At 39.6% G+C, this 18364-nt stretch carries 12 protein-coding genes and 2 tRNA genes; 8 read left to right on the top strand and 6 right to left on the bottom strand.

All coding sequences use genetic code 11. The features are described from left to right. Nucleotides 1-5: 5 nt before the first annotated feature. On the bottom strand, nucleotides 6-1523 hold the full coding sequence (locus ACULLH_RS05665; RefSeq protein ID WP_454087748.1) for a GH3 auxin-responsive promoter family protein: 1518 nt from the start codon (nucleotides 1521-1523) through the stop codon (nucleotides 6-8). Nucleotides 1524-1623: 100 nt separating this feature from the next. Here ACULLH_RS05665 and ACULLH_RS05660 point away from each other — a divergent pair, with 100 nt between their 5' ends. The 4 genes from ACULLH_RS05660 (at nucleotide 1624) to ACULLH_RS05645 (ending at nucleotide 5607) form a co-directional block, all read left to right on the top strand. After that, the gene (locus tag ACULLH_RS05660; protein ID WP_454087747.1) at nucleotides 1624-2418 is read left to right on the top strand and encodes a DUF2797 domain-containing protein; all 795 of its coding nucleotides are present in this window, start codon (nucleotides 1624-1626) and stop codon (nucleotides 2416-2418) included. A 24-nt stretch (nucleotides 2419-2442) separates the two neighbouring features. After that, on the top strand, nucleotides 2443-3174 hold the full coding sequence (gene bla / locus ACULLH_RS05655) for a subclass B1 metallo-beta-lactamase (protein WP_454087746.1): 732 nt from the start codon (nucleotides 2443-2445) through the stop codon (nucleotides 3172-3174). Nucleotides 3175-3260: 86 nt separating this feature from the next. Further along, nucleotides 3261-4748, top strand: coding sequence for an ArnT family glycosyltransferase (locus tag ACULLH_RS05650; RefSeq protein ID WP_454087745.1), 1488 nt, complete (start codon nucleotides 3261-3263; stop codon nucleotides 4746-4748). Between the two features lie 34 nt (nucleotides 4749-4782). Further along, complete coding sequence (locus tag ACULLH_RS05645) at nucleotides 4783-5607, top strand: endonuclease/exonuclease/phosphatase family protein (protein WP_454087744.1); 825 nt, start codon at nucleotides 4783-4785, stop codon at nucleotides 5605-5607. Here the strand turns inward: ACULLH_RS05645 and ACULLH_RS05640 are convergent. The 3 genes from ACULLH_RS05640 to sppA are packed head-to-tail and all read right to left on the bottom strand — an operon-like array spanning nucleotide 5604 to nucleotide 10806. After that, a complete protein-coding gene (locus ACULLH_RS05640) occupies nucleotides 5604-8294 on the bottom strand; it encodes an AsmA family protein (protein ID WP_454087743.1) in 2691 nt (896 codons plus the stop codon). The two genes, ACULLH_RS05645 and ACULLH_RS05640, sit on opposite strands and share 4 nt — an antisense overlap. Nucleotides 8295-8333: 39 nt before the next feature. Further along, entirely contained in the window at nucleotides 8334-9041 is a 708-nt protein-coding gene (locus ACULLH_RS05635; RefSeq protein ID WP_454087742.1) for a queuosine precursor transporter, read from the bottom strand. Nucleotides 9042-9045: 4 nt separating this feature from the next. After that, nucleotides 9046-10806, bottom strand: a complete 1761-nt coding sequence (gene sppA / locus ACULLH_RS05630) for a signal peptide peptidase SppA (protein WP_454087741.1) — start codon at nucleotides 10804-10806, stop codon at nucleotides 9046-9048. A gap of 69 nt (nucleotides 10807-10875) precedes the next feature. Here sppA and folK point away from each other — a divergent pair, with 69 nt between their 5' ends. Next, the gene (folK, locus tag ACULLH_RS05625) at nucleotides 10876-12021 is read left to right on the top strand and encodes a 2-amino-4-hydroxy-6-hydroxymethyldihydropteridine diphosphokinase (RefSeq protein ID WP_454087740.1); all 1146 of its coding nucleotides are present in this window, start codon (nucleotides 10876-10878) and stop codon (nucleotides 12019-12021) included. A gap of 105 nt (nucleotides 12022-12126) precedes the next feature. Here the strand turns inward: folK and ACULLH_RS05620 are convergent, their stop codons facing one another. Continuing rightward, nucleotides 12127-12678, bottom strand: a complete 552-nt coding sequence (locus ACULLH_RS05620; RefSeq protein WP_454087739.1) for an RNA methyltransferase — start codon at nucleotides 12676-12678, stop codon at nucleotides 12127-12129. Nucleotides 12679-12853: 175 nt separating this feature from the next. On the opposite strand from ACULLH_RS05620, the gene mutS reads away from it, so the two are divergent. From mutS to ACULLH_RS05605, 3 genes are all read left to right on the top strand, one after another. Continuing rightward, entirely contained in the window at nucleotides 12854-15436 is a 2583-nt protein-coding gene (gene mutS / locus ACULLH_RS05615) for a DNA mismatch repair protein MutS (protein ID WP_454087959.1), read from the top strand. Between the two features lie 168 nt (nucleotides 15437-15604). Continuing rightward, nucleotides 15605-15677, top strand: a tRNA-Gly gene (locus ACULLH_RS05610). 51 nt (nucleotides 15678-15728) lie between these two features. Then, a tRNA-Leu gene (locus ACULLH_RS05605) sits at nucleotides 15729-15813 on the top strand. A 106-nt stretch (nucleotides 15814-15919) separates the two neighbouring features. Here ACULLH_RS05605 and ACULLH_RS05600 read toward each other — a convergent pair. After that, the gene (locus ACULLH_RS05600; protein ID WP_454087738.1) at nucleotides 15920-18193 is read right to left on the bottom strand and encodes a tetratricopeptide repeat protein; all 2274 of its coding nucleotides are present in this window, start codon (nucleotides 18191-18193) and stop codon (nucleotides 15920-15922) included. Nucleotides 18194-18364 lie beyond the last annotated feature (171 nt).

The raw sequence follows: 18364 nt of genomic DNA, 5'->3' as shown, positions 1-18364 counted from the left end.
GGAAGTTAAGAAATCTCGTTCATTTGAAGCAATTCGTCAATATATGCCCTTTCATTGGACAAGCGGGGAATCTTGTGCTGTCCACCCAATTTGTTCTTGGATTTTAACCAGTCATGGAAAAGGTTTTGTCGTGCGACATGTACCTTGGGCATCCGAAGTGTAATGTTATTATAGCGCTTGGCTTCATAGTCCGAATTCAGGGATTTGAGTGCGTTGTCCAAGAATTCTGTAAAGTAGGCCACATCTTGGGGTGGTTTTCTAAATTCTATGATCCATTCATGAGCCCCCTTTTCACTCCCGTTCATAAATATAGGAGCTGCCGTATAATCCATGATTTGGGCATCCGTCTTTTGGCATATCTGATTTAGTGCCTCCTCTGCATTTTCAATGATGAGTTCCTCACCAAAGGCATTGATAAAGTGTTTGGTTCTGCCTGTAATACGGATTCTATAGGGATTTATCGAAGTAAAGCGCACCGTATCCCCGATTTTGTATCGCCATAAGCCGGCATTCGTGCTTATCACCATGGCATAATTGACCCCTACCTCAACATCCCAAAGGGGAACGGCCTTTTCTTCTTTTCCGCAGGTATTCATAGGAATGAACTCATAGAAAATACCGTAGTCCAGCATTAAAAGAAGGTCTTGGGAATTGTTTCTATCCTGAATCGCAAAAAAGCCTTCCGAGGCATTATAGGTCTCGTAATAATTGAAGTTTTTCCTTGGAAGTAACCGTTTGTACTGGTCGCGATATGGCGCAAAACTCACTCCCCCGTGAAAATACACCTCAAGGTTCTCCCAAATCTCAAAAAGATGGTTTTTACCGGTCTTTTCCAATACATCATTGAGCAGCACCAGCATCCACGAAGGAACTCCCGCCAGGCTTGTCACATTTTCTTGGATACTCTCTTCAATTATTGCCTTCAACTTGGGTTCCCAATCGCTCATAAGCGATACCTTATTGCTCGGGGTACTACTATATTCGGCCCAGAGCGGCATATTATCAATTAAGATTGCGGAAAGGTCACCAAAGAAAGTACCATTGTCCTCATATATTTTTTTGCTACCGCCAAGTCTCAAACTTTTTCCTGTAAAAAGTTGCGAATTCTCGTTGTTGTTGAGGTATAAACAAAGTAAATCCTTGCTCGATTTATAATGGCAGTCCTCCAACGCTTCCGTACTTACCGGTATAAACTTACTTTTGGCGTTGGTAGTACCGCTGCTCTTGGCGAACCATTTTATCGAAGTCGGCCAAAACAGATTTTGTTCCCCCCTTCGACTCCGCTCTATCAAATCGGCGACGTCCTCATAGTTGACAATGGGCACTCTATTCGCAAAATCCTCATACTTTTCTATATCACCAAAACCATACTCTTTGCCTAGTACCGTGTTCTTTGAATAGTCTACCAAATGCTCAAGTACTTCTTCCTGTACATCCAAAGGATATTTTAAAAAAAGCTCAATTTGGTGATAGCGTTTTTTAAGTAACCAAGAAGCTATGGAATTGAATAATGGTATTGGCATTTTTAGGTATCTTTAACCTATAACGAGGTTGGGTGCTAAAGCTAAAATAGATCATCTTACCTTCATTTTCAAATCAGTCTAAAAACATATCCATTCCATTATGCTTTTCGAAGGTGTACTGCGCAAAATGCAAACCGAACTAGGGAATCCCATTCAGTATTATTTGGTTTTTGAGAACGATTTTCTAAACATGAACCAATTGTTGGATAAACAAATACAAATCGATTTCATAAAATACCAATGTTTGAATTGTGGAAGGGAAAGACCCATTTATCGTCAAGGGTTTTGCAAATCATGCTTTTACGAATCTCCTGCAGCCGGGGATTGGATCATGAAACCCGAGCTGAGCACTGCACATTTGGACAAGGAAGACCGTGATTTGGAATATGAGAAAAAGGTGCAATTACAGCCGCATATAGTGTATTTGGCCAACAGCAGCAATGTCAAGGTCGGGGTAACCCGAAAAACGCAAGTGCCTACCCGATGGATAGATCAAGGTGCGCATGAGGCCATTGAAATTGTGGAAGTACCAAATAGATACTTGGCAGGCATCACCGAAGTAGCGCTTAAAGAACACGTAAGCGATAAGACTAGTTGGCGTAAAATGCTTACCAATACCATAGAAGATGTTGACTTAGTGGAATGGCGAAGCAAGTTAAAATCCAATGTCCCTGACGAGGTGCTTGAGTACTTTATTGATTCGAATGTTGAAACCCAAATGGATTTTCCGGTAAAGCAGTATCCGGAAAAAGTTAAAAGTCTGAATTTGGACAAAACACCAAGTTATACCGGCGTTCTTAAAGGTATAAAGGGACAATATTTGCTTTTTGAGGACAGCACTGTCTTCAATATCAGGGGAAGTGAAGGGTATTATGTTGGTATCGACGTTAAGTAATTTTAGCTCTTCCTAGTATTCCCAATGAAAAAAACACTTCTCTTTTTGACCCTCGTGGTCCTGCTTTGTAGCTGTTCCAACAAAAACAAGCAACCGTCCTATGAATCGGAGACTTTGAAAATTGAAGCTCTAAACAAGTCAATTTTTAGGCATGTTTCGTATTTGCAAACCAATGATTTTGGAAAAGTAGGCTGTAATGGCATGGTTTATTTCAACCAAGATGAAGCGATAGTCTTTGACACTCCAACGGACGATGATGCTTCCAAAGAACTCATTGAATGGATTGAAAAGGAACAGAAAAAGGAAATTGTTGCTGTTGTGGTCACTCATTTCCATAAGGATTGTTGGGGAGGGTTAGGTCAATTTCATGGCCTAGGCATAGCATCATATGGCAGTCAAAAAACCATAGGCCTACTCAAACAAAAAGCTTTGGAACTTTTACCGCAACAGGGTTTTGAGGACAGCATAGAAATTAAAGTAGGTGAAGCATCAGTTTTTACCAAACATTTCGGTGCGGGTCACACCATTGACAACGTGGTTGGTTATGTTCCCGAAGAGGAAGCATTATTCGGGGGTTGTCTTGTGAAGTCGGTAAAAGCGGGCAAGGGCAATCTGGAAGATGCGGACGTGCTTGCATGGCCGGAAACCGTGGAAAAGGTCAAACAAGAATTTCCCGACTTGAAAATTGTCATTCCTGGACATGGCAAAAGTGGGGGGACAGAGCTTTTGGATTATACCATTGAATTGTTTGAATAATTTGTGAAAACATCGATTTGAAACAGCAAAAGAAACTCGTAACCTAAAGTTTCCCTGTTAGATTATCCATACATTAGAGTCACAGCATGAAGAAGTACCTGCCACTAATTCTCACTCTATCCATCATAAAATTGGTGATTCATTGTATTGGCAATCAAAATTATGGTTTTCATCGTGATGAACTTCTTCATGTGTCCGTAGGCGAGCATCTAGATTGGGGGTTTATGGAATTTCCACCAATGATTGCTGTATTGGGCAAGATTTCAGTATGGCTTTTTGGTCATTCCCTATCAGGACTTAGGCTTTTCCCAACATTGGCAGGTGTGGGTATCTTAATCTTGTGCTGTTATATGGCAAAAGAGTTAGGAGGAAAATTGAAGGCAGTTTTGATCGCAGGTGTTTGTATTTTATCTTTTTTGCCCTTTTATCGCAACCATACCTTATTCCAGCCCGTTGCCTTTGACCAATTATTTTGGACGCTGGGATTTTACTTTGTAATCCGGTTTATCAACTCAAATGACAAAAAGTTCTTAGTTTTCACTGGAATCACCCTCGGTATTGGTCTAATGAATAAATACACCATGCTCGTTTGGGCCTTTGGATTGACCGTTGGTCTTTTGTTCTATCAAAAAGGAAAACTATTTAAAAATCCTTGGTTATATATTTCTGGTCTTATATCCCTTTTGATCCTACTTCCCAATATTATCTGGCAATTTGAACATGACTTTCCTCTTTTAAAACATATGCAGGCGCTTAGCAAATTTCAGCTTGATAAATCGGGCAGTTTTGATTTTGTATCTGTACAAGCGTCTTTTCCGTTTACATTGGTGGTAAGTCTATTTGGCCTATCGGCATTTTTAATAGATGAACGTTTAAAAAAATATAGAGCCGTTGGTATATCCACCCTAGTTATATTTTTTGCCCTATGGCTACTTAAATCCAAGGCATATTACCTTTTCGCTATTTATCCTGTATTATTTGCAGCTGGGGCCGTAAAAATTGAATCGTTGCTATCCAAAAAACCTCGATTTGTTTATATAATTGTTGGTCTGCTGCTAATTTCATCGGTAGGATTTATTCCAAAAGCAGCTCCAATTTTACCCATCGAAAGTTTTGTGGCATATCAAAATCTTGAGGAAAAAAACGGGCGCATAAAACTGACCAATGATTATGCCGACATGTTTGGTTGGGAAGAGCAAGTGAAATTGGTAGATAGTGTTTATAGGTCTTTTGAAACTATACAACCCAATGATTGCGTAATCTGGGCGGAAAATTATGGTGAGGCAGGAGCCATAAAAATCTTGGGGAAAAAACATGGACTACCTAACCCTATAAGCAGACATGGTAGTTTTTGGAGTTGGGGATATGGAAATAAAAATGCCAAAGTTTGGATTAGCATTGGAAACGAAAAAAATTCTGTAGAATCTGTTTTTGAAGAAGTAACGTTAATAAAAACCATAACCCACAAATATGCCATCGAAGAAGAAAACGAAATTCCACTTTACATTTGTAGAAAACCAAAGGTCGACATAGATACATGGTGGAAAGATTATGAAAAACACATCTTCGACTAATTGGCCAACACTATCTAACCGGCAAAACTGAAAAATGAAAAAGCTAAAATTAACGGTTCTTTTAATGCTCATTGCATTTGGGTTGAAATCCCAAAGTTCCATCATGACCTATAACATCAGGTACAACAATCCAGGAGATAACGAAAACTGGTGGGAAAACCGGAAACAAGATGTCGCAACATTGATAGACTATTACAAACCTGATATTTTAGGCATTCAGGAAGGACTGTATGAGCAAGTAAACTATTTGGATGATACCCTGAACAATTACGCTTTTGCGGGTGTAGGAAGGGATGATGGAAAACAAAAAGGGGAATATGCCGCAATCTTCTTCAATACCGAAAATCTCGAGTTACTAAACACAAAAACCTATTGGCTGTCCGAAACACCCAAGGTTGTTTCGGTCGGATGGGATGCTTCGATGGAGCGCATCGTCACCTACGCAAAGTTCAATGATAAAAACACAGGGCAAATCATTCATGTATTTAATTGTCACTATGACCATATAGGTGAATTGGCCAGGGAAAATTCCTCAAAACAAGTCCTTGAACTTATTAAGGAAATGGGAATTGCCAATGAACGCATTACAGTGATCGGGGACCTGAACAGCCATCCCGAAGAAAGCCCAATCCAAATTTTAGGTACGGAACTTCAAGATGCCTTCGAAAAGAGTTCAAAACCAGCCTATGGCCCTATAGGAACCTTTAACGGCTTTAATCCAAACGAAGATCTCACAAGGCGCATCGACTATATCTTTACAAAAAACATACAGGTGCAAAGTTTCCGTACCATTGATGATCGAAGAAAAAATGGATTGTATCCTTCGGACCACCTACCGGTAATGGCATTACTGGATTAGTTATTAACGGTATCCTTTTTCTTTTTACCCAAAATTCCTCCTAAAATAGACTTCGCAGTATTTTTTACAGGATCCTCAGCACTTGTGGTGTCATTTGTTTGGGTACTATCTTCTTTTTTTCCTCCCAAAAGGCTTCCTAGTGCTTCCTTGACCCCAGAAGATTCTGTTTCGGTGGAATCTTTGTCATCTTTGGCAAACACATCGGACAATAGATCCTTGGCGGTGTCCTTTCCTTGGTTTACCAGCTTTTGCTTTTGGATTTCCACCAGCTGCTTGGTCAATTTGGAAACCCCTGAACTCAAATCCGTACTTACGGAGGGGTTGGTATAATTTCCACCTATATTGGCGACTACGGGAATGGTAATATCCTTCAAGCTTGGGTCATCCATTTTAGCTATCAGATTGTTCACATCTTTTCCCAAATACTTTGCAGGCACATCCAATGTGGCCGTGTACTGCAACTGCTTGTCAAAGGTATGGCTGCCATCCACGTTAACCGCTATGTCTTTATATTTTAAGGCAAATGGTTTCACTTTGACCGATCCATTATCAAAACTCAGAGCAGTTTTCAAATCACTTAAATCCAAATCGTCCGTGTTCAAAAAGTTAAGATTGCTGCTCATTGCTGACAGCAAAGGTGCATTCTGGGCGTTCACTTTGGTGGATAACAATTCTGCCAGCACATCACCTGATATAGACGCCAAATTTGGGGTGAAATCTTCCTTCAAATTCCCGGATATTTTAATATCTGAATTCAGTTTTCCTTGAAGTGCATTGGCCAAAGGAGCCAATACCTTAAAAAGTTCCAATGAAGAAAAGGATTCCCCGATATTAAAATTGTTCATTCCCAAATCCATGTCGAAGGTCGAGGTTTCATCTTTGGTAGAAACGGCACCGGAAACTCCCAAAGTACCACCGAACAAATCGGATGTCAAGTTTTGTACCGTTGCGGTTTCATCTTTGATGAGCAATGTGCCCTTCACATTTTTCAGATTAAGGTTATCGTACAGCACTGTTCCAGCAGAGGCATTGATCGTACAATCCAAAAAAGAAGGAATCTTGATGCGCTCCTCCCCTTCTGAACCTGTATTGCCATTATCTTCATCTGACCTTTCCTCCTCAACCATAAAGTCGTTCAGAGCAAACGTGTTTGAAGCAAGCGAAAAGTCCCCTTTTATATTTTCATCATTGAACATAAACCCAAGTAGGTTCGTCAAAGTACCTGTGGCATTAAAATCTGTTTGTCCTGTTTTTCCTTTAAAGGAATTCAACGAAACGGTTTCCGGGGTAAAAGTTATAGCCGCGGAATTGATCGCCACTGGATTTTTAAGTTCCGAAGAAGCATATTCAAAATCAGACAGCGCCAAATTTCCGTTGGTCTTTGTGTTTTGATACTGGTTGTTTTCCAATGAAGCCATATCAAAAGCGGTGGTTACATCTGCCACAAGAATACCTTTCAAATTATAGTCCGCAGGAACCGGATAGGCCTTTGAAATGTTAGCCAAATCCATTTTCCCATCCAAATGGGCATTCACCTTGGTATTACCCATTAAATCGCTCATTTTAGACTTTAATTCAAACCTATCACGGTCGATAGTGAACATTGCATTCTTAATGTCAACATAGGTATCCTCCACTATTCCGGTCGTATTATTGATTTCGGTATCGATGTAGATATTTTGAACCGATTTGGGCAGGTCAGGATACTTAAAAGAGGCATTTTCCGAATTTATCCTGATGTTGAATGTAGGTATATGCTCTTCATCCACCACGCCCTTAAACTGCCCAGCTACTTCAAAGTTTCCAGTGGTTTGGACGCCTTCAATGTTTTTCGAATAAACCTCGGGTATCACCGCCAAGAAGTTTTTGAAATCTGAGGAAGGGGTCTTAAACGTGATATCCACCTCCTGATTTTCTTCATTTACTTGCACAAATCCATCAAAAACCAAAGGGAGTTGGTTGACCATGGCCTTGTTTTCCAAAAAGGAGTATTTGTTTTGGGTAAGGTCTATGCCGATCAAAGCATCCAGAAAGAGTTTGTTATTGTTCAAATATTTGGTGCTGTCCAGCTCAAAAGACACCAAGGCATCGGTCATCGTCTTTAATTCTGAAGTTTCCAAGGACAGATCACCGGTTCCGGAATGATTCAGCTCGGAAATTGCAAGATGCATGCCACTGACCATATCACTATACATGATTTCGGAATTGGTAATTTCATAAGCATCCATCGCCAAGGTAAAATTGGAAGATTCCCCGCTTTCGGTCGAAGCTACGCTTTCATCTGTTTTACCAATATCGTAGTTCGCATTTTCGGACTCATCAACCCTAATATGGAGCTTTGCTCCATCCACCAGCAGGCTTTTTATGGTAATCGGTTCCTCAGCTGTTTTAAACAGTTCATTGATGGACATTTTGAGCGCTATCCGGTCAGATGCAAACAAGGTATCACCTTCAAAAGGTGCGTTATTTACAAGTGACAGTTGTTCCAGCTCCACATGGGCATTGGGAAAACTCTTGATCAAGCTCAGGCTTGCACTTTCAAAATCCAGGGTCGCATTGATGCTATTGTTCACCTTGTTTTTGATGATGTCGGCTATCTTCCCCTCTAGCAATAAGGGCAAGGCAACAATCAATGCAATCAGGATAAGTAGGGTTATGCCAGTGATTTTTAAGGCTTTAGTTCTCATAATTTGGGCGTTTAAAACAACAAAATAAGCAAGAAGCCCTTAATTAAGGGCAATTTCTTCCCCTAATTTTAGGTTAAATCTTCTCCGTATTAGATATACGAAAAGATAGAGCAAAGGGGTGTCGAGGAGTGCAATAAAAACCTTAAAAACAAATCCACTGATCACAAGTCCGTAAAAAAGTTCCCATGGAATCTCCCCGAAACTGCACAATAGCAAGACTACTGTAAAGGTATCTATAAGCTGGGAAGAAAAGGTTGAAAAGTTATTTCTAAGCCATAGATATTTGCCCTTAGTAAGCCTTTTCCAGAAGTGATAGAGCTGTATATCCACAAATTGAGCCAACAGATAGGCCATCATCGAGGCAAAAACAGCTACAATGGTATTTCCAAATACGGAATTGAACATTTCATTGGATACCGGAGACCAATCGGTTGCTGGAGCGGCAGAAGCCGTTGTGACAATCAACAAGGAAAAGAAGGAGGCAAAAATACCGGCTACAACGACCTGGTTCGCCTTCTTTTTGCCAAAAATCTCCGAAATAAGGTCCGTTATCAAAAATGTGATGGGATAGGGTAAAATCCCAACTGAAATTTCAAATAGGGGCGCTCCAAAAATAGTCACATCCCCAAATGGGTTCCAATAGAAGAATTTTTGAAATATAAGATTGGACACTACCAACGAAGTGATGAACAATGCCCCTAAATAGAGGTAAATGGAAAACGCAACTCTTTTATCTTTTTGCGTCATCCCATTATTTGATGTTAAGACTAAATGGCATTTTGGCCTGGATTCCTTTTTGTTGGGTAAACTGTTTGAACTCTTTCAGCATTTGATAGGCTTCATTTCCGATTTCTTCCTGAATCAAAGCTTCTCCCATTTTGGCCTTTGCACCTCCGAAATTCTCCATAAAACGTTCAAAATCGGACTTGTATTTGGGATATTTTCGAATACCGAACGCATCCAATTCGGCCATTTCAGCGGCAGCGGCAATGGCATCTTCCAAACTTCCCAATTCGTCCACCAAGCCATTTTCCTTGGCATCTACACCACTCCAAACCCTACCCTGGGCCAGCACATCCACTTCTTCGACACTCATATTTCTTCCAGATGCCACACGCTCCAAAAAGGTGTTGTAGGTATCCTCGATGCCTTCTTGCACCACATCACGAAATGAACTCGTCATGGGCTCAAACAGTGAATAGTCAACCGAATTTTTATTGGTTCCCACCTGCTCTGCATTGATTCCGACATTGCCTGCAAGTTCACTTACATTGGGAATGGTTCCGAACACCCCTATAGATCCCGTGATGGTGGTTGGCTCGGCATAAATTTTATCTCCCCCAACCCCAATATAATATCCTCCAGAGGCTGCAACATTCCCAAAGGAAACCACAACCGGTTTTTCTTGCTTGGCCAATTCCACTTCGCGCCAAATAATATCGGAAACCAGAGCACTTCCCCCTGGGGAATCGATACGTAATACAATCGCCTTGACACTTTCACTGTCTGCGGCTCTTTGCAACGCTTTTGTTATCAAACCCTGTCCGATAAATTCTTTTGAACCCTCACCATAATAAATCTCACCTTGGGCATAAACCACGGCAATCTTATCCTTCCCTAAATGGTATTTGGTTCCGCTGGACAATGGAACGTAATCTTGGAAACTCACATAATTGATGTCGTCATCCTCATCGAGTCCAATATTCGTCTTTATCAGATTCTCATACTCATCGAAATATAGGTTTCCATCGACCAAGCCCGAGGCAACCGCAAACTTTGGGGTGCGCCCCCCAAGCGTATCGGCAATGACATTAAGTCTATCTACACTCATTCCCCTTGATGAACCAATCTCTGTGAGCATCTCCCTCCACAAGGAGGTAATGAGTTCTTGTATTTGTTCCCGATTTTCGGGGCTCATTTTATCGGAAAGGTAGGGCTCCACGGCACTTTTATATTTTCCGTGACGAATCACCTCCATTTTGACACCCGTTTTTTCCTGTAAATCCTTAAAATACAGTACTTCAGTGGATAACCCCTTAAAATCCATACCTCCAACCGGATTCAGATAAACTTCATCAGCTATGCTGGCCAAATAATAGTCTTTTTGCGTAAAGAAATCGGAATGTGCATAAATGAACTTTCCGGTTCCCTTGAAGTCTTTAAGTGCCTTGCGTATCTCTTGCACCTGAGCAAGACCGGCCTGCACAAAACTGGTGGTTAGGCTAATTCCTTTTATTTTTTCATCCCCAGCGGCCACTTTTATGGCGTGTACAATCTCATCAAGTCCCGCTTCATCATCCCAAAGTCCTCCGAACGGGTCCTTTTCATCCTTACCCAAGTAATCTCGAATGGGTTCAGTAAAACTTATTTCCAAAATGGAGTTTCTTTTTACCACAACCCCATCATCCGCACTGCCCACCAACGCCAGAAATATCATGAACATACCGAACAGCAAACCAAACGCCACCAAACTTCCTAAAATTGAGGCTAAAAGATTTCTCAAAAAATTCATTAAAAAAATTTTATTCTTGGTCAAATATAACCATTGTTATATTGTTTTGTTTACTTTGTTTTTCTGATTATGGGTCAAAAACAACAGGTATATCTTTCTTTGGGAAGCAACATGGGCAACCGCTTTCTCACCCTACAAAATGCCTTGTTCAGCATTCAAAAAAAAGCTGGGGAAATTCTTGCAGTATCATCAGTATATGAAAACCCTGCCGTGGGTTTTGAGGGAGATGATTTTTTAAACACGTGTATCACGGTCGAGACCGAACTTCCCGCATCAAATTTGCTTGAAACCTTATTACAAATTGAAAGGGATTTTGGTCGTGAACGAAGTGAGCAGGAAGGTTACCGTTCCAGAACCCTGGATATAGACATTATCCTTTATGGGAATGAAATCATTAATACGGACGAGCTGACCATACCACATCCCAGCATGGTCGATAGAAATTTTGTGCTCCGACCTCTGGCTGATATTGCTCCCCAGTATTACCATCCGGTATTGAACAAGGATATCCGAAATCTGCTGCAGCAATGTAAAGATCGAAACCAGCTAAAGAAAACTACACACAAGCTTTTTAAAAATCGACTGGAGCTTTTTTCCCAGCTTCAATTTATTGCTGTCGAAGGTAATATCGGTGCTGGAAAAACCACCTTATCCAAAATGATTGCCGCAGATTTTAATGCAAAACTGGTTTTGGAGCGTTTTGCGGACAATCCTTTTCTTCCCAAATTCTATGAGGATCAATCCCGTTATGCGTTTCCGCTCGAAATGTCCTTTTTGGCGGATAGATACCAGCAATTTACGGACGACACTTCGCAGTTCGACCTTTTTAAGAACTTTATGATCAGCGATTATGACATCTTCAAGTCGTTGATTTTCGCCAAAATCACCTTGCAGCAAGAAGAATTCGACTTATATCGAAAGGTGTTCAACTTTATGTACAAGGAGGTCAAAAAACCGGAAATTTACCTGTACCTCTATCAAAATACCGAACGTTTGTTGGACAATATCAAAAAAAGAGGAAGGGATTACGAGCAAAACATTAGTCCTTCTTACTTGGAACAGATAAACAGGGGGTATTTGGACTTTATCAAAGGCCATCCTAATCAAAATAGCATGATTTTGGATATCAGTGAGCTCGATTTTGTGGACCAACCAAACGATTACAACACCATTTTGGAGGCACTTTCGGACCAGATCCTTTTATCAATTTTTTAAGAGAATTTTCTGAAAAAGTTTGGATATAACGAATGGTTTTATTTTATTAGCCCTCTCTTTATAGAGGAACTAACTAACTCAAACTATATGTTTAGCCCTGAATTCTCAGGGCTTTTTTGTTTTAGAAGCATAGGCTTTTGACCAGATATCCCAAACCACTACTCCAACGCTTACAGAAATATTCAGGGAGTGTTTTGTTCCGAATTGTGGGATTTCCAAAACCATATCGCTAGCAGAAACCACTTCCTGCAAAACACCTTTTACCTCATTACCAAAAACAAAGGCCATCGTCTGGTCGGCATTCACATTAATATCATGCAGCATTGTGGAATTCTCCGCCTGTTCAACGGTTATTACTTTAATTTTGGCCTCTTGAAGTTCTTTTACCAGTTCAAGAGTGTTTTCTCGATATTCCCAATCTACACTATCCGTAGCGCCAAGTGCCGTCTTTCTAATGTCTTTGTGCGGTGGAGTGGCCGTTATACCGCACAAATAGATTTTTTTCACCAGAAAGGCATCGGCGGTGCGAAATACCGATCCAATATTGTTTAAACTTCGGATATTGTCCAAAATCAAAATAATGGGGGACTTCTCCACATTTTTGAAGCCTTCGATATCCAGCCGGTCCAATTCGCTGTTTTCCAGTTTACGACTCATCCATTTTAAAATTTGTTTGTGCTCATTGCATAGGTTTTCAACATCCAAGTGAAAATATCAACAAAAATTTTTGATCTATGGAGAAAACGGTATTTTCGTTTTTACCCGGTTCAAAAATAACGGAAAATCCATCGCTTTGGCAGCTTCTTCAAAAACAAAGAAAGTAACCCCATTAATGCAACAGTACAATGCCATCAAGGTTAAACACCCTGATGCGCTCTTGCTTTTTCGTGTGGGGGATTTTTATGAGACTTTTGGAGAAGACGCGATAAAGGCAAGTAAAATTCTGGGCATCATCCTTACCCATAGAAACAATGGTGGGGACAAGACCGAATTGGCAGGTTTTCCGCACCACTCGCTCAACACCTATTTGCCTAAATTGGTGAAAGCCGGTCAACGTGTGGCCATCTGTGACCAACTGGAAGACCCAAAATTGACCAAAAGCATCGTAAAACGCGGGGTAACGGAACTGGTGACACCAGGGGTTGCCATAAACGACGATATTTTATCTGCCAAACAGAATAATTTCCTGTGTGCGGTCCATTTTGGGCGTAGCAAATTTGGCATTTCCTTTCTGGACATTTCAACGGGGGAATTCTTGACCTCAGAAGGCTCAGCCGAACAGGTCGATAAATTGCTGCAGAACTTTGGACCGAACGAGGTTTTGATTTCCAAAGCACATAAAAAAGAGTTTTTGGATCTCTTTGGGGCCCAATTCCACAGTTTTTATCTAGAGGATTGGATTTTTCAGGAGGATTATGCCCATGAAAGTCTGACGAATCATTTTAAAACCAAAAACCTAAAAGGTTTTGGTATCGACCATCTAGGAAACGGGGTAATTTCCTCGGGTGCTGTGCTTCACTATCTATCCGAAACCCAACATCGACAGTTACAGCATATCAACAAAATTCAACGTATTGCTGAGGAGGAGTATGTTTGGATGGATCGCTTCACCATCCGTAACCTTGAACTGTATCATTCCCATAACCTCAATGCGGTAACCTTGTTGGATATTATCGACAAGACCATATCCCCTATGGGGGGTCGACTTTTAAAACGTTGGTTGGCCCTGCCCTTAAAAAATATGGAGAAGATCCAAGAGCGCCATCAGGTGGTTTCCTATTTGAAGGAAGAAGAATCACAACTCGACAAAACACAGCATTGGATAAAACAAATGGGCGACTTGGAACGCCTGATTTCCAAACTTGCCACGGGAAAAATTAATCCGAAGGAAGTCATCCAATTAAAAAACTCATTGGAAGCTGTCGGGCCGATAAAACAATTGGCCAGTGAAAGCACAAATGCATCGCTTCAACACATTGGTGAGCAATTGGATGATTGTGAAGTACTTCGCGCCAAAGTGAAGGAAATGCTCAATGAAGAGGCTCCGATAAATCTTCAAAAAGGAAATACCATTGCAACGGGATATTCCGAAGAACTGGATGAGCTGCGAAACCTAGCTTTTTCAAGTAAGGACTATCTAGATAAGATGTTGGAGCGGGAAACAGAGCTTACTGGTATTACCTCCCTTAAAATAGCCTCCAACAATGTTTTTGGTTATTATATCGAGGTTCGAAATACCCATAAGGACAAAGTCCCTGAATCTTGGATTCGCAAGCAGACCTTGGTCAATGCCGAGCGGTATATCACGGAAGAGCTTAAAGAATACGAAGCCAAGATATTGGGCGCTGAGGAACGTATTTTGCAGTTGGAACAACAACTATTTGAACAGCTTTTGGTATGGCTGCAAGAATATATTGTTCCGGTGCAAAAAAATGCACAATTGATTGCCCAATTGGACTGCCTTTCGGGATTTGCCCAGCTTGCCAAAGAGCACGATTATGTCTTCCCCAACATGGACAAATCTACCGGTCTTGAAATTAAAGATGGACGTCATCCAGTCATTGAAAAACAATTGCCATTGGGTGAAAGCTATATCACCAACGATGTTGTTTTGAATCGTGATGAGCAACAAATTATTATGATCACTGGGCCTAATATGAGTGGTAAATCGGCCATACTCCGGCAAACCGCTCTTATCGTGCTACTCGCTCAAATGGGGAGTTTTGTGCCAGCTTCCTCGGCCAATATTGGGGTTGTGGACAAGATTTTTACGCGTGTTGGGGCAAGTGACAATATTTCCATGGGTGAATCCACTTTTATGGTGGAAATGAACGAAACGGCCTCCATCTTGAACAATCTTTCGGAACGAAGCTTGGTCTTATTGGATGAAATCGGTCGGGGAACCAGTACCTATGATGGCATTTCCATAGCCTGGGCCATTTCGGAATACCTACATGAACATCCATCCAAGGCAAAGACATTATTTGCGACACATTATCACGAACTCAATGAAATGACCAACACCTTTGGGCGTATCAAAAACTACAATGTTTCGGTCAAAGAATTGAAGGACAATGTACTTTTCCTTCGCAAACTTGTACCTGGTGGAAGTGAACACAGTTTTGGAATCCATGTTGCCAAAATGGCCGGAATGCCGCAACAAGTGATCCAAAAAGCCAATAAAATCCTGAAAAAACTCGAAAAATCCCACTCCAGTGAGGAGATATCGGATAAACTGGAAGCATCGCAACAAGAAATGCAATTGAGCTTTTTTAATCTGGATGATCCTTTGTTGGAGGAAATCAAAGAGGAAATCCTGCATTTGGATATTGACACCCTTACCCCTGTAGAGGCCTTGATGAAGCTCAATGAGATCAAACGATTATTGGGAAAAAAGAAAAAGGCCACCTCTTAAAATATTTCTTTCTTTTTTGCGGAAATGTTTTAAATTTGCATCCGCATCGGCAGTAACTGATGCTGTTGATGTTCTTTAAAATGCGAAAATAGCTTCCCGATGTTGTATATCGGGAGTAGAGCATAAAATCTTTAGAGGATTTTGGTTCACAAGCTATTCGCTTAATATGCGAAAATAGCTCAGTTGGTAGAGCATCACCTTGCCAAGGTGGAGGTCGCGGGTTCGAATCCCGTTTTTCGCTCGACTTCGACTCCGCTCAGTCATCAAGGGTGGAGTTTTTTGTTTAAGTCCTGCTCGAGTGGTGGAATTGGTAGACACGTTGGACTTAAAATCCAATGGCCATTGTGGCCGTGCGGGTTCAAGTCCCGCCTCGAGTACTTAAATCCCTTTTAACTCTTTGGTTATTAGGGATTTTTTATTTTAAAAAATGAAAATTCCCCATATTTTCCCCATATTCTTCATTTCCTTAATCAAACTCGATTTTTAATTACAGAATTGAAGAATATAATTTTGTGCAGAATTGTACCCTAAACGACTTAAAACCTGCCAATCATGACAAGCATCTTTATAATTACCTAATTCCTTATTCAAATTAGCCCTTCCAACATATGCCTCAATATTCTTATTGTCCAATTGAACTATCGTATCATAATCCCTTAATGCCCCATCAAAATCTTTCAAATACAACAGAATTTTAATTCTATTGAAATAATAAAAAATGTTATTGGGTGAGATTTTGATACTAGAATTAATATCTCTTAATCCTGCCTCAAAATTTCCATTTTCTGCTTTTATTTTACCTCTGGTATAATATGCTTCAGAATTTGTTTCATCAATTTTAATTGCATAGTTTATATACCTCATGGCCTTCTCGATTTGCCCTTTGTTAGATAAAAAATTACTGATATTAACCATAATCTTGGAAAAGTCTCTTAGATCCTTGGTTAAATCCATCAATTCATTTTCAAAATTAGGCACTAAATCAAAAAATCTGTCAAAATCACTAGTTGATCTGTCAAAATCTTCCATGATTGCATAAGTTGTACCCCTATGAAGATATCCTTTAAAATTATTTGGCCTTACTTTGATAAAAACTGAGTAATCTTCAACAGCATTTTTATATTCTTTTAAATAATGAAAAGCAGCCCCCCTACCTAAATAAAAAATAGGTTCTTTTGGATTAATGCTAATTGCTTTGTTAAAATTATTCAACGCTTTTTCAGCATTACCATTATTCAAATCCACCCTTGCCTGTTGATTAAAAATATCCGGATCATTTGACCCTAATTTCTTCAACAATCCTAATTCTTTTTTGGCTTTGCCAAATTTCTTTTGGCGGTTGTATATATCCACTAAGGTGATATATGTTGAAACATTCTCTTGATCAATTTTTCTTGCCTTTAGACAGTATTTCTCTGCTTCCTTGTACTTTTTCATTTCAACCAAAACTCTTGCCTTGTTAACCATATAACTGGGTTTTTGTGGTTGAAATTTGATTGCCAAATCAATAAAGTAAAGAGCACTATCCAAATCTTGTTGATGCAATTTGGAGATTGACAAATTATTGTAGGCCCTAAAATAAGTTGAATCCAGTGATATTGCGTTTCGAGCATCGACAATTGCCGCATTAAACTTATTTAGTCCAATATTGGCGACTGCTCTTTTATTAAATGATTCTGGTGTGATAGAGCCTAAATCAATCAATTTATTAAGATCATCCAAAGCCTTATCATATTCTTTTTGCTCCAAGTAAAAAAAACAACGAGCATTACGATAAATTGTATTATCAGGAAATGCTTTAATTAGCGCATCATAATACTCAATCGCTTTTTCCAAATTTCCAATATTGGCATTTGTTAATCCTAAATATTGATAATCAAGAATTTTTTTGTTGGGCATTAATTGGTAATCGGAAGTGCCCTTTAGAAAATAAGACTTGGCTTCATTATAATTTCCCAAATTATAGTGCACAACCCCCATTAATGTACTTATGGTGGATGCAACATATTTAGAAATTGTTTTTTGAGACACTAGGTTTTCAACTAAATTAATATCAAAACTGAAAAATCGATTGTTAACCTCGTTCAATAAAGATTTACTGTCCAATAATGTACTGGTTATATCACTTTTATTGTGGAATTTGAAAATTTTGGTTTGCAAATCTTCAAAATTGATTTTAACAGATAATTTTGTTTTGGTTAAAGCATAGTAGCCCCAGATAACAATTGAAGCATTATTATCCTCCCCCAATTCTTTCGCCTTATCTGAACCGTCCGTTTCGCTTAAAGTGTCATCGACACTAATCAGAGTGACATTATACGTATTTTGAAGGTTTCTTTTGAGTTCATTCAAAATGATGTCAGATACTCTATATTCGTCTGATTTAGGGCCCTCTATTTTGAAGACCATAATTTTCAAATCTGTTGTTGGCCTATATATCTCGTACAGATAGAATCCTGACAAGCAGATCAAACCAATCATTAAACCCCAAATTAGATAGTAAAAGCGTCTTCTAATTTTAAATGGAAATTTTGGTACTCTGGCATCTTTGGATACACTCGATTCTACTTTTTTATTCTTATAAAAATATAGCAGGCCTATCAATAAAAGCAGAATAGTTATCCCCACCAATTTGAGATTTATGCTTTTATCTATGACCCAATTATAAATTCCTTTAATTGCGGATAATACAGATACCAGTATCCACAATAATTTATAGATGTGATCAGTCTTCTTATAGTCAAAATTTAAATTCATAAAATGGCTTCACAGTTCTGAAAATTCATTTATGCTTTTTGGAAATTAAAAACGAACCTCCAATAAGACCCCATCCGTATCATTGTTGCATATTTGCAGGAGTACAATATATAAATTGCCTGATTCTTTTCCCCATTTCTTTCAATATCATTCCACTGATTTAAATATTCA

The sequence above is a fragment of the Flagellimonas sp. 2504JD4-2 genome (assembly GCF_053642935.1).
This window is presented reverse-complemented; position numbering and strand designations above follow the sequence as displayed.